General features: G+C 39.7%; 14 protein-coding genes and 1 pseudogene. 8 read left to right on the top strand and 7 right to left on the bottom strand.

Features of this window, described 5'->3' with window-relative positions; translation table 11 throughout:
* Nucleotides 1-122: 122 nt before the first annotated feature.
* The 3 genes and pseudogenes from KHB02_RS05050 to KHB02_RS05040 all read left to right on the top strand — a co-directional run.
* Nucleotides 123-1508, top strand: a complete 1386-nt coding sequence (locus KHB02_RS05050) for an MFS transporter (protein WP_213146204.1) — start codon at nucleotides 123-125, stop codon at nucleotides 1506-1508.
* A gap of 22 nt (nucleotides 1509-1530) precedes the next feature.
* The gene (locus KHB02_RS05045) at nucleotides 1531-2475 is read left to right on the top strand and encodes an NADP-dependent oxidoreductase (protein WP_213146205.1); all 945 of its coding nucleotides are present in this window, start codon (nucleotides 1531-1533) and stop codon (nucleotides 2473-2475) included.
* Between the two features lie 202 nt (nucleotides 2476-2677).
* A pseudogene (locus tag KHB02_RS05040) lies at nucleotides 2678-2851 on the top strand (GNAT family N-acetyltransferase); the annotation flags it as partial.
* 151 nt (nucleotides 2852-3002) lie between these two features.
* Here KHB02_RS05040 and KHB02_RS05035 read toward each other — a convergent pair.
* The 5 genes from KHB02_RS05035 to KHB02_RS05015 all read right to left on the bottom strand — a co-directional run bounded on the left by KHB02_RS05035 (nucleotide 3003) and on the right by KHB02_RS05015 (nucleotide 7032).
* Complete coding sequence (locus tag KHB02_RS05035; protein WP_241113726.1) at nucleotides 3003-3155, bottom strand: hypothetical protein; 153 nt, start codon at nucleotides 3153-3155, stop codon at nucleotides 3003-3005.
* A gap of 15 nt (nucleotides 3156-3170) precedes the next feature.
* Nucleotides 3171-3833 carry a DUF3995 domain-containing protein gene (locus tag KHB02_RS05030; RefSeq protein ID WP_213146731.1) on the bottom strand — a complete coding sequence of 221 codons (663 nt, stop codon included), beginning with the start codon at nucleotides 3831-3833 and terminating at the stop codon, nucleotides 3171-3173.
* Between the two features lie 19 nt (nucleotides 3834-3852).
* Nucleotides 3853-4941, bottom strand: a complete 1089-nt coding sequence (locus tag KHB02_RS05025; RefSeq protein ID WP_213146206.1) for a hypothetical protein — start codon at nucleotides 4939-4941, stop codon at nucleotides 3853-3855.
* A gap of 70 nt (nucleotides 4942-5011) precedes the next feature.
* Nucleotides 5012-6361 (bottom strand): sensor histidine kinase, encoded by a 1350-nt coding sequence (locus tag KHB02_RS05020; protein WP_213146207.1) that lies wholly within the window; start codon nucleotides 6359-6361, stop codon nucleotides 5012-5014.
* On the bottom strand, nucleotides 6358-7032 hold the full coding sequence (locus tag KHB02_RS05015; protein ID WP_213146208.1) for a response regulator transcription factor: 675 nt from the start codon (nucleotides 7030-7032) through the stop codon (nucleotides 6358-6360). Before KHB02_RS05015 ends, KHB02_RS05020 begins: the two co-directional genes overlap by 4 nt.
* A gap of 295 nt (nucleotides 7033-7327) precedes the next feature.
* Between KHB02_RS05015 and KHB02_RS05010 the strand changes: the two genes are divergently transcribed.
* From KHB02_RS05010 to KHB02_RS04995, 4 genes are all read left to right on the top strand, one after another.
* Nucleotides 7328-7768, top strand: a complete 441-nt coding sequence (locus tag KHB02_RS05010; protein WP_213146209.1) for a hypothetical protein — start codon at nucleotides 7328-7330, stop codon at nucleotides 7766-7768.
* Nucleotides 7769-7989: 221 nt separating this feature from the next.
* Nucleotides 7990-8190 carry a cold-shock protein gene (locus KHB02_RS05005; protein ID WP_027322326.1) on the top strand — a complete coding sequence of 67 codons (201 nt, stop codon included), beginning with the start codon at nucleotides 7990-7992 and terminating at the stop codon, nucleotides 8188-8190.
* A gap of 223 nt (nucleotides 8191-8413) precedes the next feature.
* Nucleotides 8414-8575: a DUF3934 family protein gene (locus tag KHB02_RS05000; RefSeq protein ID WP_213146210.1), complete on the top strand. Its 162-nt coding sequence runs from the start codon at nucleotides 8414-8416 to the stop codon at nucleotides 8573-8575.
* Nucleotides 8576-8643: 68 nt separating this feature from the next.
* Nucleotides 8644-9603 carry an ATP-grasp domain-containing protein gene (locus KHB02_RS04995; protein ID WP_213146211.1) on the top strand — a complete coding sequence of 320 codons (960 nt, stop codon included), beginning with the start codon at nucleotides 8644-8646 and terminating at the stop codon, nucleotides 9601-9603.
* A 344-nt stretch (nucleotides 9604-9947) separates the two neighbouring features.
* Here the strand turns inward: KHB02_RS04995 and KHB02_RS04990 are convergent, their stop codons facing one another.
* Nucleotides 9948-10613 carry a DNA-binding response regulator gene (locus tag KHB02_RS04990; protein WP_213146212.1) on the bottom strand — a complete coding sequence of 222 codons (666 nt, stop codon included), beginning with the start codon at nucleotides 10611-10613 and terminating at the stop codon, nucleotides 9948-9950.
* A gap of 1111 nt (nucleotides 10614-11724) precedes the next feature.
* Entirely contained in the window at nucleotides 11725-12687 is a 963-nt protein-coding gene (locus KHB02_RS04985) for a helix-turn-helix transcriptional regulator (RefSeq protein ID WP_213146213.1), read from the bottom strand.
* Nucleotides 12688-12796: 109 nt separating this feature from the next.
* Between KHB02_RS04985 and KHB02_RS04980 the strand changes: the two genes are divergently transcribed.
* Nucleotides 12797-13276, top strand: coding sequence for a GyrI-like domain-containing protein (locus KHB02_RS04980; protein WP_213146214.1), 480 nt, complete (start codon nucleotides 12797-12799; stop codon nucleotides 13274-13276).
* The last annotated feature ends 71 nt before the right edge of the window (nucleotides 13277-13347 follow it).

Here is a 13347-nt window from a genome sequence, read left to right as displayed (position 1 = left end):
TTCATAAGCTCAATCTTATGATTATATAAACAAATATACATTTTTCATTATACGTAATGAATCATACAATGTTGATAGAATAGCATTCATTATTTAAACAGCAGTGAAGGAGGATAGGTAAAATGAATTTATCAGTTGCACAAGAAACTCAACTCATTCGTTTACTTTGCTTCATTGTTCCTTTTGCTGTAATCAATAGTTACATGTTGAATGTGGCTTTACCTGATATATCGGTTCAGTTTGGAATAACTCCTTCCACCTCCAGTTGGGTGGTAACCGTATCGGGAATCATATCAGCTCTTGGCACACTATTATATGGAAAGTTAGCGGATCATTTCGGGATAAAAAATTTGGCTACCTTTGGAGTACTCATGTTTTTCAGCGGTTCCATCCTGTGTTTTCTTGCTCCCAGTTACCTGCTGTTGATTATGGGGCGAGTTATACAAGGAATCGGGGTTTCGTCTATCCCTTCTTTAGCAATGGTCATCCCTGCTCGTTATATTAATGCTGAGAGTCGAGGAAAAGCACTAGGGATGATCGCATCCACCATGGCGTTTTCAGGGGTGGTTGGTCCGATATTGGGCGGGATTCTAACGGGATACTTTCACTGGAGATATTTATTTCTTTTCTCCATGTGCATCATACTGGCGCTGCCCTTTATTCGCAAATGGTTTCCTAATGAGGTTCATAAACAAGATGGGATGATTGATATTTCAAGTGCGGGATTAATAGCAGTCTTCATTATTTGTTTGATGGAAGCCATTACCTTATTGAATCTTTGGTTGCTTATAGTAAGTTTATGTTTCTTTGTTTTCTTCCTCATTCGACAAAAGCATTCAGCTCATCCATTTATTCCCCTGCGTCTTTTTCGGAATGCTTCCTATCGTCATGGAATATTCATGGGTGCATTAAATACCTCTACCAATTTTGGTGTATTCCTGATCACCCCTTTGCTTTTCAACCAAGTTTATGGGTTAAAGGGACATTGGATTGGATTATTATTGGTTCCAGCAGCATTCATCTCCGCTCTATTAGGTAAATATGGGGGTTCTCTGGCCGACCAAAAAGGTAGTCGCTATGTTTTAACGATATCGATCATTCTCTTAAGTGTCGGGTTTCTTTTGCTATCGACTTCTGTTGGGTATGCATCTTGGTGTATCTCCATTTGCCTGATTCTCACAGAAGTTGGATATATTTTCATGCAGCCCTCACTAGCCAATTGGGTATCTAGAAACCTGCCACAGGAGCATTCAGGAATTGGTATGGGTGTATATAGTTTGTCGAATTTTTTATCCATTGCCGTATGTGGAGCTGTCATTACCACGGTAGTGGAATTTGACAAATTGCCTCCACTAAACCCACTTGTTGCTTCTGGACAATCTGGAATTTACAGTAATATATACTTCGGTTTTTTTGTGCTAACATTGTTGAATTTGCTTTTTTTGTACAAATTTATGTATCGGCCTGAACATAAGCTAATTGATACATTCAAACAAACGAAAATTTAATTTGTGAAAGGATGGATCAGTGATGTCAGCTCAGTTAATGAATGCGATTCGTGTCTACCATTACGGTGGTCCAGAAGTGTTAAAGCTAGAACGAATTCCTCTTCCAAGACCTGAAGCCGGAGAGGTATTAATTCGTGTTCATGCAGCTGGAGTTCTTCCATATGATTGGAAATATCGTCAAGGGTTGTTTAAAGATAGTCGCCCCGCAAGTTTTCCGTATATCCCTGGATCGTCATTCTCAGGAACCGTGGAGAAAGTTGGTCCTGATGTACATGAATTCTGCAAAGGACAGGAGGTCTTCGGTCGAAGCCAATATGGAACCTATGCTGAATTTACAGTGGCACCGGCAGCAGGACTTATGCTTAAACCTGCAGCATTGAGCTTTGATGAATCCGTTACAATACCAGGAAGTGCGGTAACTGCATGGTTGACCCTATTTCGAGATGGGGAATTAAAAAAAGGTGAAAAGGTACTGATTCATGGGGCAGCCGGTGGGTTCGGCATGATTGCTGTCCAATTGGCCAAATGGAAGGGGGCATTTGTAATTGGAACCTGTTCAGCGAAAAATGTGGATTTTCTGTACTCATTAGGTGTTGACACTGTCATTGATTATACTTCCAAATCATTTGACAAAATTGTCCAGGATGTGGATCTAGTTGTTGATACTATAGGTGGCGAAACATTAGATCGTTCCTGGTCCGTTGTGAAAATGGGAGGAAAACTTCTGTCGATGGTAGAGCAGCCATCAGTTGAAAAGGTGCAAAGGTTTGGATTAAAGCCTGTTAAACCGTATTCCTTACCTCATCTAGAGGAAATTGAAACCATTTCTAAGATCATTTCTCAAATGATAATTGGGAAACAGGTAAAAGTTTGTATTTTAAAAAAATTCCCCTTAGAAAAAGTGCAAGAAGCTCATGAACTAAGCCAACGAGGACACGGGCGCGGGCGTATTATACTAAACGTATAGTTATGACAAACATTCGGTAAAACGCAAAAAAAATATTGCAACATTTGAACTGGTTAAAGACCGTGATTAAAGTAGTACAGTGAATTAATGTTACGTCGTTCTACACTGAGTAGAGATAATGGGAGTAACATTATTCGAACTGGAAAGGTAGAAGATGCTGAAATTACTTTAGACAAATTCTGCACAAGCATTATTAGAGTAGGCAGAAAAGAATCCATTAATTGAGAAAGTAAGTCTAGGGGTTTTTTCAACAAATCATAGAGCAATATCCTTATACAAAAAGATGGGGTTCATTGAAGAGGGACGAAAAATTAATGAATTTAAATTTAATGATAATAAATATGTGGATGATATTCTAATGTATAAATTAGTTTAGATGCATTAAATTAGCTTTTTTTACGAATGCTTTTCTACATTGTGAAGAAAAAATTAATGAGCAAATATACAAGTTTTTATACATTGCTTGTTTTTAGGGTCAGTCCCCGATATTTTTATGGCTTTACCTGATTGGGGGGCTGACCCAGTTTTTACATTCCTGAACATGTACTAGGGAACGTAATGCGCATTACACCAAACACCACAATTTTTCCACAGGCAACATTAGGGCAAAGCTTTTGTACGCCGCCTAAACCTCCGCCAAGGGACGATAATAATATCCCGATTGTTAGAAGCCATATCAAGAAAAAACATCCCATTTATGAGAGTTTAAAAATGATATAGAATACACAAAACATCGTTAGTAGAAAAACGAACATGAAATAGATGGCCAGGCCTCGTCTAAATGCAGAAAGTGAAATGCCAGAAGCTTGCGCATAATGAGAGGCTGTTAAGCCGGACAAAATGCCCATGATCACAAACCACGGCTCATAAAACAAAAGAGACCATAACGCCAGGCTGTGGACATCAAGTGAAATCCAGCCAGTGAATTGAATGGTAATGACATCTGCCAGAAGAAGGGCTTTTGTAATGATCCCACTGATTCCATGTGCAAGTAAATAAGCAGTACAGGAAAGGGTAGGAATTAAGATGATGAGACGGTGGATGTTTTTTCCTCCAATGAACGGCACCCATGCCGGGACTACTCGTCCCCATGGCCTGACAAGGGCAATTAAAATGAATCCACAGGTCATGATCAGGACGCCCGCAAGGTAACTTGCCATGTACATCGCTTTAGGATCCTCAAACTGCCCGGGGAGACCTATCGTCCCGCCTGCAGCCTGATAAAATCGGACGAAAACGGCATACATGACTGCCCAAAAGCAACCGAGGTAAGCCGGCCATACCGCTTTCTTCGTCCATTGCTCAAAGGCAGTTAGCCTTTCCGTTTGAGCTTTCACGTTGTTTATTTTTTCATTCATGGCCACTCAGTCCTCCTTTTTAACCTCTTCTACAGCGGGAACATCGGCCGCGCCGACGATAATAGTAGGCGATCGCAGCTAGCCCAAGAGCCACTCCCCATGGCACCCAAAAAATCATCGGTCCCATAGCTCCCCAGCCCTGACTGTGTAAAATATTATCTATCGGCCCGAGATGAAGTGACGTGGCAATGATACCGAATGTAAAGACAAAGCCTGCTGCGGTTACCGCTATGGCCACAATGGAAGCAGGAATCACGGCCAGCATGATGGGGACTCTTTTGCCGCCAATGAATGGGAACCAGCGAGGAAAGACTTCACCCCATTTTTGAATCAAGCCAAGTGTAAGGAGACTTCCGATGATACATACAGATCCAAACACCCATTCCGTCAGACGTGCCATCGGATTAGCAGTCGAGAAATCCCTAAGGAATTGCGGATCTACCCCTAAAGGGATATCGAGTGCCCACGTGAAGCGAACAAAGGCATAAGGTATGGGTGCCAACACGGCGATCATGGTCAACCATCTTCCCCAACGAATCCATGGAGATGTTTCTCCGTCATCGTTACGTCCGCAATATTCACATGCATGACGGGCTTTTCTTTGGTAAACAACAGCGGCCATCATCCAAAAAAGGGCTCCAATAATACAAATAATTTGGTTCAACATTTGCCAGTTAAAGTCGAATTTAAATAAAAAAGCGTAAGCCATAGCGGCAATTAACCTGGTATCAGGAATAAACAGGAGCAGCGCAAGTGAGAACCCCCATGAATAGGCAAAAGCAAACCTCCGAGAAAAAGAATTATATTGTGGTCTTTGCATGACAAGACCTATTCCAATGCCCATGAGACATAAGGTGACAAAAATAATACCGCCAACTTGTGCCGGAAGATAGGTCACCATGGCGGCGAACAATCCCATACCGTCATTTCCAAAAGGATATCCAGATCCACCTAATAACCAGTATAGATGTAATCCTCCATACAGTACCGACCATATCATGGCGGCATAACCGATCCATGAGGGCCAGCCGTTCCTGTTTGTTTTTGCCTCTTTTTTCATTAAAGTCGATGTGACATTCAACGTAATCATCCTTTCTTTTTTTTCCAAAATAAATAACCTCACTTTCATCCTAATCAGTAAAGGTTAAAATGAAGGTGAGGTTTCGTTTAAATTTTGTTTAAGTCGTCTTTTTTTCGTACAGATAGATGGCCGTGCCCTTTGGTGAACTAGTTATGTTCCATCCTACTTTCATTTCCTGAAGCATGAGTGACACGATGGAGAGGCCGATGCCGGCCCCCTTTTTGTCTGTTGTTACATCCAAGCCAGGGCCTCTGTCTTCAATCAGAATAGCTGTTTTCCCTTCGTAATTCACGATGCTGACACCGACATACCTCCCCGACTTAGCGTGTCTGATCACGTTTTGGTAGAGATTATCTAGGATGCGCATGAACCAATGGGGATCGATATTCCAGATCAAAGCCTTTTCGGGCAGTCGAACATCTATTTCAAAGCCTTCTTTCTCAAATACCGGATACCATCCTGCCATTGATTCTCGGATGAACCGAATGATGTCCGTTTCTTTTCTTTGTAATGTGTATTTTCCGGCTGATAATAGCGTGTAGGAAAGGAGATTTTCCAGCAGATGGCTTAAGAGATCTACCTTGTTTTCGATTAAATGAAGTGATTCTTTCCCTTTGGATGATAAAGGTTCTTTTTGTAATGAATAGGCATGCCCGCGAATGGCTGTGAGCGGTGTTCGTAAATCATGGGATATATTGGCAATCAGCTGTTTGCGCAGCGTTTCTTCTTCTTGTTCATGCTGCCTGCTTTTGATCAGTTCATCGATCATATGATTAAACGCTTTGCCCAATTCACTAATTTCGTCTTTTTTGTTGATAACGATCTTTTCGGGAATCCCGTTTTCCTGCGTTTCCGTCATGGCGGTTTGTAGATGAACGAGCCGTTTCCGTATCTTGAAGAAAAATAACCAAGAGACCAATAGAAAAAGACCAAATACGAGAAAAGCATAGATTGCCAAGAGCTTGTCATCGATCAAGGAAAGAGTCGGAAGCTTTGAAACGGAGGGCGGTATTTGGAAAACCATAAATCCGTTACTCTGGTCTTTGCCGATAAAAGACACAAAAGTAATGGGGTCTTCTTCGCTATGATTCATAAACCCAATACTGTTTTCTAAGGTCCATTGAGCCGGAATATTCTTTTGTTCGGAAAGTACCAGTTTGGTTTTGCCCGACCCGTCCACCCAGAATATCGATGCGAGCGGATACTGTTCCTTTACTGTGTGAAGCTTCTGATTTACCTGCGCTGGAATGGCTCCATCCAGCTTTGCTGCCTCATGATGCCACATTTTCTTTAATTTGTTCGTATCCATATACTGAGCTCTCTGTGAAAAATCCTTGTCCAGAAAATAGGAGGGGATGTAATAGGCAGGTAAAACAAACGGCCATATGATAAGTGCTACCATAATGATCAGTAAATATTTTGCCAACAGTGAATGTCGAAATTTCATTGCTTCACCCGATATCCGATTCCCCGGATCGTTTCAATAATTTGCGGCTGGCTCGGATTTTCCTCTATTTTTTCGCGTAAATGGCGAATATGGACCATCAACGTTTTATCTCCAGCAATATAGGGGCTTTCCCAAACAGCTTCAAAGATTTGTTCTTTTGTGAGAATTTGGTTTGGATGACGAAGCAAATATGTAAAAATCTGAAACTGCTTTGCGGTTAGGACAATTTCATGATTCGATCTTGTATCGACAATGCGGTTTTGGTCTAAATAAATGCAAAGATGTGATAGTTGAATCAAAGTTAGTGCCATCTTCTCATGCCGTCTTAACAGCACTTCCACACGTGCCGCCAATTCATCGGGATGAAAGGGTTTTGTTACATAATCGTCGGCAAAATGAAGACCTTGCAATTTATCGTCAATAGAGGTTCTAGCAGAAAGGAGAAGAATCGGTGTCTCTGGATATTCCTTTTTTAACCGTAGGCCGATCGAGAATCCGTCCAATCCGGGAAGCATGATATCAAGGATGACTAGGTCGATGTCCTCCATATAATGGGCCGAATTATCTCCCGAGGTAAGCCAGGTCACATGATAGCCTCTTCTTGTTAAATCTTCGCTGACCCAGGCGCCGATTTCCTGATCGTCTTCTATGTATAATAGTTTATTTTTCATGTTCCCCACCTAATGGATTTTTTTCTTTTTAAAAACTGTATGTCCAGCTTTTTCGTCGATTTTATCTATAAGGTATCCATTCCACTCTTAAGTTGGATAATCCTTCTTCATTTTTAATAATGCCAAATGGGCATTTGCAGACATTGCTTGGAAGGATAGTTGTACTTTTAGCAACTATTTTTATGACGGACAATTAAAAAATTATGAATATAAAGGTATCTTCTTTTATCACGTATAAAGTTGTAAATAATTTGTAAACTAAATTTATCCAGATTAAGATTAAGGAATTGATGATATGTTCCAAGATAAGGTGCTGTTAATTGGTTTGTTAGGTGTTCTGTCAACAATACCAGGAGAAATTGCTTCGAGGATATTTGTTTATAATGGCATTGGTAAGTATAGTATTTATGAATTAGCTAGCCTTATTATTACATTTAACAGGCCTGTATTTACCATAGGGTTAATTGTAGATTTTTTAGTTAGTGGTGTTTTTGCAATCTTACTTTACTTTATATTTAAAAAGTTGGGCTCATGCCATTTAGTTATTAAAACTGCTATGGGCAGTTTACTGGCCTGGTTAGTATGTGAACTTTTATTCACAGCAATAGTAGAAGGCAAGTATATACCTATTAGACCGATCAATGATTATTATTCACATATTTTCAGTACCATTATTTTTGGTATTACATTAGGGCTGTTGATGAAAAAATTTATATTCAAGGAGTTAAATTCTTGATAAATTTAACCATTTAAAAACTCCTCAGGTATTACTTTAAGAAGGCATCTTTTGGTTATGTTCCGAGTTCCTTGCAAAAGATTTCAAAAAATGTTATTCTAAGTATGAATTATTTTTGTTCGGTGTAAAGGATAGTATTAGTATAACTTTTCGTCTTGATGATCACTGAGAGCAAGGATAGTAATACATTGTGTGTGTGAACACACTAGGAGGCAACAAACATGGAAAAAGGTAAAGTAAAATGGTTTAATGGCGAAAAAGGCTTCGGATTCATCGAACGTGAAGGTGGAGAAGATGTATTCGTTCATTTCTCAGCTATCCAAGGCGAAGGTTACAAAACATTAGAAGAAGGTCAAGAAGTGACTTTTGATGTTGAGCAAGGTCAACGTGGAGCACAAGCAGCTAACGTTCGTAAGGCTTAATTATAATGGCAAACTTGGACAGACTCTATTTTAGAGTCTGTTTTTTATTTGTCTTAGAAAAACAAATAACCCCACTCGGGAATGAGCAGGGTACTTGAAAACAGTAAATCAAATGGTAAACCAAGTGTAGCATATAAATGGTGGATTACCTAATTTCTTTTTATTTTTTTACAAAGAGACTAACCAGATAGGTAACATGACTAGATAATAATGGGGTGATTGTATGAGTAAAGCTAAAGGAAAAGGTGGAACAGGGCGAGGAACAGGCAAGAAAGGTTGGAATCGTTGGCAAGCCAGCACAAACAAAAAAAAGAGTGCAAAACCTTATATAAGTAAAGGTACAATAAAAACGGCTGTTGAAAATGACCCTACGGGCAATAGTTAAAGTCACTGATCCGAAATAAAGCGAATACTGAATAAACGCAATTAAACAGCTAGAAAGAGGTCGTAAAAATGAGCAAGGTATATGTCATCCATGAAAATAGTGAGTGGACCGTCCATTTGACAAAAAGGTTAGAGGAACTTGGTGTCCCTTATGAAGAATGGCATTTAGACGAAGGGACGCTAGATTTATCAACAGAGCCACCAAAAGGAATCTTCTATAGCAGAATGAGTGCATCCTCTCATACACGTGACCACCGTTTTGCAGCGGAATTTACTGGACAAGTATTAGCCTGGCTTGAAGCGCATGGCCGTACGGTGTTAAATGGAACGAGCGCCCTAAAGCTGGAAGTTAGTAAGGTGTTGCAGTACTTAGAGTTAAACAAGTATGGTGTGAAGACGCCAAAAACCATTGCAGCAGTTGGAAAACAAAATATTATGATGGCAGCCGAAGCATTTGCAGGACAATCCTTTATTACAAAGCATAACCGTGCAGGTAAAGGCTTGGGTGTACAATTATTCCATAGTTTAGAAGCATTAAAAGCTTATGTGGAAGGCCCAACTTTCGAAGAACCGGTCGATGGCATTACCCTGATTCAAGAATACATTAAATCCCCTGAAAGCTATATCACCCGCTGTGAGTTTGTAGGAGGAAACTTTGTTTATGCAGTTAATGTTGATACCTCGGAAGGATTTGAACTTTGCCCAGCGGATGCCTGCCAAATTGGCGATTTATTCTGCCCTGTGGGAGAAGAAGTAGAAGAGAAGCCTAAATTCCAAATTATTGAAGGGTTTGAGGACGAGATCATTGAAAAATATAAAAAGGTTCTAGCTGCTAATCATATTCAAATAGCTGGAATCGAGTTCATCAGAAATGCTGATGGTGAAATTTTTACCTATGATATTAATACAAACACGAACTATAATTCTGATGCAGAAGCAAAAGCCGGAAAATACGGAATGCTCGAACTCGCTTTATTTTTAAAGAAGACTTTAGAAGAAACGTACGTAACGGCTTTATTTGCGATTTAATTTAAACAAGCTGCCATAATTAGCAGCTTGTTTTGTTTGCAGCATCGAAGCGAGCAAAACACCAAATCGTATTTGTGATACGATTCACCGTAACCCATCAAAATGAGGTTTTTATAAATAGAAGTCCTATCCTTAATTAAGTAACCAGAGAAAGTAAAATAAGCGGAGAATTTTCGGTTAGTTGCAGAATGGAGCACGTTTCGGGGTAAATAAGGGAAGTTTTTCCGATTATGCAAAGCAAAATTCCCGATTTTAGCGTTTTTCGAGTCAATAGGCGAAATTTCTCCGTCTATTTAAGCTATTTTTAATATTATTTACTAATTAAGCGAAGTTTTTCCGTCTATTTATCTGATCGGATACTTAACATGATCCCCCAAACGATATGAGCGGATCCTCTTGATCCCAGATGCGGGAATCAGCATCTTTTTATCGACTAGTTGAGTAAGTACTTTTTTTACCGTCTTATCACATAGCTTCAAATACTCCTCGACTTCTTTTGGGGATACGTCTTCTCCTTTTCGAATCGCTAGCCGAAGCACTTCCTTTTCGATAAAGGACAGAGAAGTCTGGTCCAGTTCATCACCCAGCCATTGGCCAATCACTTGCTGAACAATCTGTTGACATTGACGTGGCTTTTCCTTAACTTGATCATAAGAAAATCGGATCACGGTCCATCCATCAATCACTAACTGGTTTTGACGTTCCAGGTTGTCGGAAAATTGCCATCTGCTTATGTTCTTTAAGTGAGGGCCATACCCGTCGACCTCGAAGCAAATCCGGATGGCGGGACGAATATAAGCAAAATCCAAATAACGTTTGCCATCCTTGAAATCATTGACTTCATATTCCGGATGTAGATATCGGAAATGGTAAAATAAGGGCCACCACACTTGCTTCAAAAACAACATTTCAGCCTGGTTGTGACCTTCTTGTAAGCGCCGCAGCCGTTCACCGGTTCTTGCTTGCAAGTGAGCATTCATAAAGGCCTGGTATTCTTCTTCAAATCCCAAATCATCTCTCCTCCATTTCTCCTATTATTAAATGTCCCCTGAAACCAATATGTTTTCGGTATATTTCTCTACTGTTTCGATGTATTAAAAACCGCCCCTCATATAAAAGATGAACTTTATGAGTTTTGTAATAATATCTTCAAATACAAAACGTCCACAACATGGGCATTTAATAGCAAACATATTCTATGCCCCGAATGAAAGGTTTCCATTATGAATTCAGACAGATTCTTAAAATTAATGAGTAATAATACGAGTGAAAGAAGTGTATAATGTGGCTTCAATGGTAGATTGTAAAAACAAATATAGACTTGCGGAATAGTTAATTTAAAAAGAATATTTAGAGAAGAATTTGAGGATAGAACTACTTTTAGTTTAATAGAATTGTTAAGTTTGTCAATCTATTTTCCTTATATTTCGACAACACAGCGACATTTTAAGACACCTCTTATTTAAGTCTTTCAATACGAAATAAAAAAACTACACTCTGATAAAAACAACTAGGTAAGGGGACTCCCTCTTACCTAGTTAAGAAAAGTTATTTAGCCTCCTGAAATACCGTTACTACCTCACCTGTATGCTATCCCAACTCCGGGAGGGGCTTAAGGGCAAACATACCAAACACCACGCAGGCAATAAGCGCAAGGAGGAATGTGAGCATTAATCAAACCAATAATTAGCAGAAGTAAAATAAGCGGAGAATTTTCGGTTAGATGCAGAATGGAGCACGTTTTGGGGTAAATAAGGGAAGTTTTTCCGATTATGCAAAGCAAAATTCCCGATTTTAGCGTTTTTCGAGTCAATAGGCGAAATTTCTCCGTCTATTTAAGCTATTTTTAATATTATTCACTAATTAAGCGGAATTTTTCCGTCTATTTATCAGATCGGATGCTTAACCTGATCCCCCAACCGATAAGAGCGGAACCTCTTGATCCCAGAAGCGGGAATCAGCATCTTTTTATCAACTAGTTGAGAAAGTACTGATTTTACCGTCTTGTCACTTAGCTTCAAATACTTCATGTTCAAGCGTCCCCAACCTTAAGGAGAGAACCTCATTTATTTGTGATACGATTCACTGTAACCCATCTATATGAGGTTTAACGGGCACTGCTTAAGTACAAAATAGAAATACTCTTTCCTGTAAACCTTCTAAGACTTCTTCGGGAACTTCCCTGATCTTGATATCCTCACCTAGGAAAAGAAGCCAATTGGTTATTTCGGTCAATTCTTCTGAATGATTCACATTGATAAAAGTCTTTAGAATGGCTGTGGTTTGGTAAGGATCCGTATAGGAAATGGAAACCTTTAATGGATGGTATTTTTTGAACTGGGCAATCGCCTTTGGACCAAGTTCAACGACAAGGTTAATTACTTCTTCGTGCTTCCTTAGTTTTTCTAAGATCTTTTTCTTACTAACTCTTTTTTCCGTGGGGTATGGTTGTACATCGGTGAGGTTGTCGACAGAGAAAATTTGTCTCTTTTCCTCCTTTAAGTTAAAGCCTTCAATCAGCCAAAGGCCTTTTTCCTGATAAAGGTGTAAGAGATAAATGGGATAAGACTTTATGACCTTCCCTTCTTTAATGGTAATCAATAAATAGCGATCCAAAAGAAGGATTTGAATAAGTTTTTCTAACATCGGATGGGGAAGGTCTGACAGTTCAAGCAGGTCTGGGTTATGGGGATTGGTCCCTTCAAAAAGCAGGATTTGATTTAATAGGACCAGGTCATCCTGCTGGGTTTCTGAAATGAGGCCAAGTAATTTTTCAGCTAAAGACTGACGGCTCTTTAGATAAGGGAGTTGTTGATTTCTTGTGGCCATAAAGGCAATAAAGAGAGCTTTAATCTCATTATCGGTAAAGCGGACGGTGGGCAGGACCGAATTGTTCATGACAAAATAGCCGCCATCCCTGCCAACTTCAGCGACAAGCGGCATCCCCATGGCTTCAATTTCCCGAATATCTCGAATCGCGGTCGAACGAGAGATGTTAAATTCTTGCATGATCTCAGAAATGGTAAAGTGGGATCGGTTGTTGATATACCGCATGATGGTATTAATCCGTTCAACTTTTTTCATCGGGGTCTCCTAAACAGTTTCATTTTTTGACATGATTAAAGATTATTATAAACTCATCAAGTGAAAAGATAAATCATTTGATAAATTTTAAAAAAGGGATGGATTGAATATGACAAATTATACGTTAGAAGAAAAGGAAAGCTTCACCGTTTTAGGTATTGGAACAGAGCTTAAGAGCCACTACACAGACTATGCTGGCATCACCAAAGAAAAGGCAGACTTTTGGTCGGCCGTCAATCAAGATGGAAGGCTTGACAAGTTAAAAGCCGTTGCCGCAAATGACTACATTTTTGTCGTGAATGAAGCAGTGAATAACAAGATGATGCATTATGCCGGCGTCATGACAGAGGCATCCTTACCAGAAGCATCCAGAGTGATTCAATTTCCTAAAAGTGAATACCTCGTTGTAAAAGGGGAAGCAGAGACGGCTGAACAGTTGAGTAATATGGTTACTGGCATTGCCTTTGGTCAAGTATTGCCAGAAGCAAAGGATTTTGCCTATGTGGGCGGGCCAAATACAGCGGTCATCATGGGGCAGCGAAACGGCTCTGTATTTGGTGAAATGTGGATTCCGGTTGTTAGGAAATAGAGAGATAACTATAGGGAGATTAAAATTAGAGACCACTATAAATTATATACGGGCTAGTCAACAAATGGGCG

The sequence above is a fragment of the Neobacillus citreus genome (assembly GCF_018343545.2).
Taxonomy (GTDB): Bacteria; Bacillota; Bacilli; order Bacillales; family Cytobacillaceae; genus Neobacillus; species Neobacillus citreus.
This window is presented reverse-complemented; position numbering and strand designations above follow the sequence as displayed.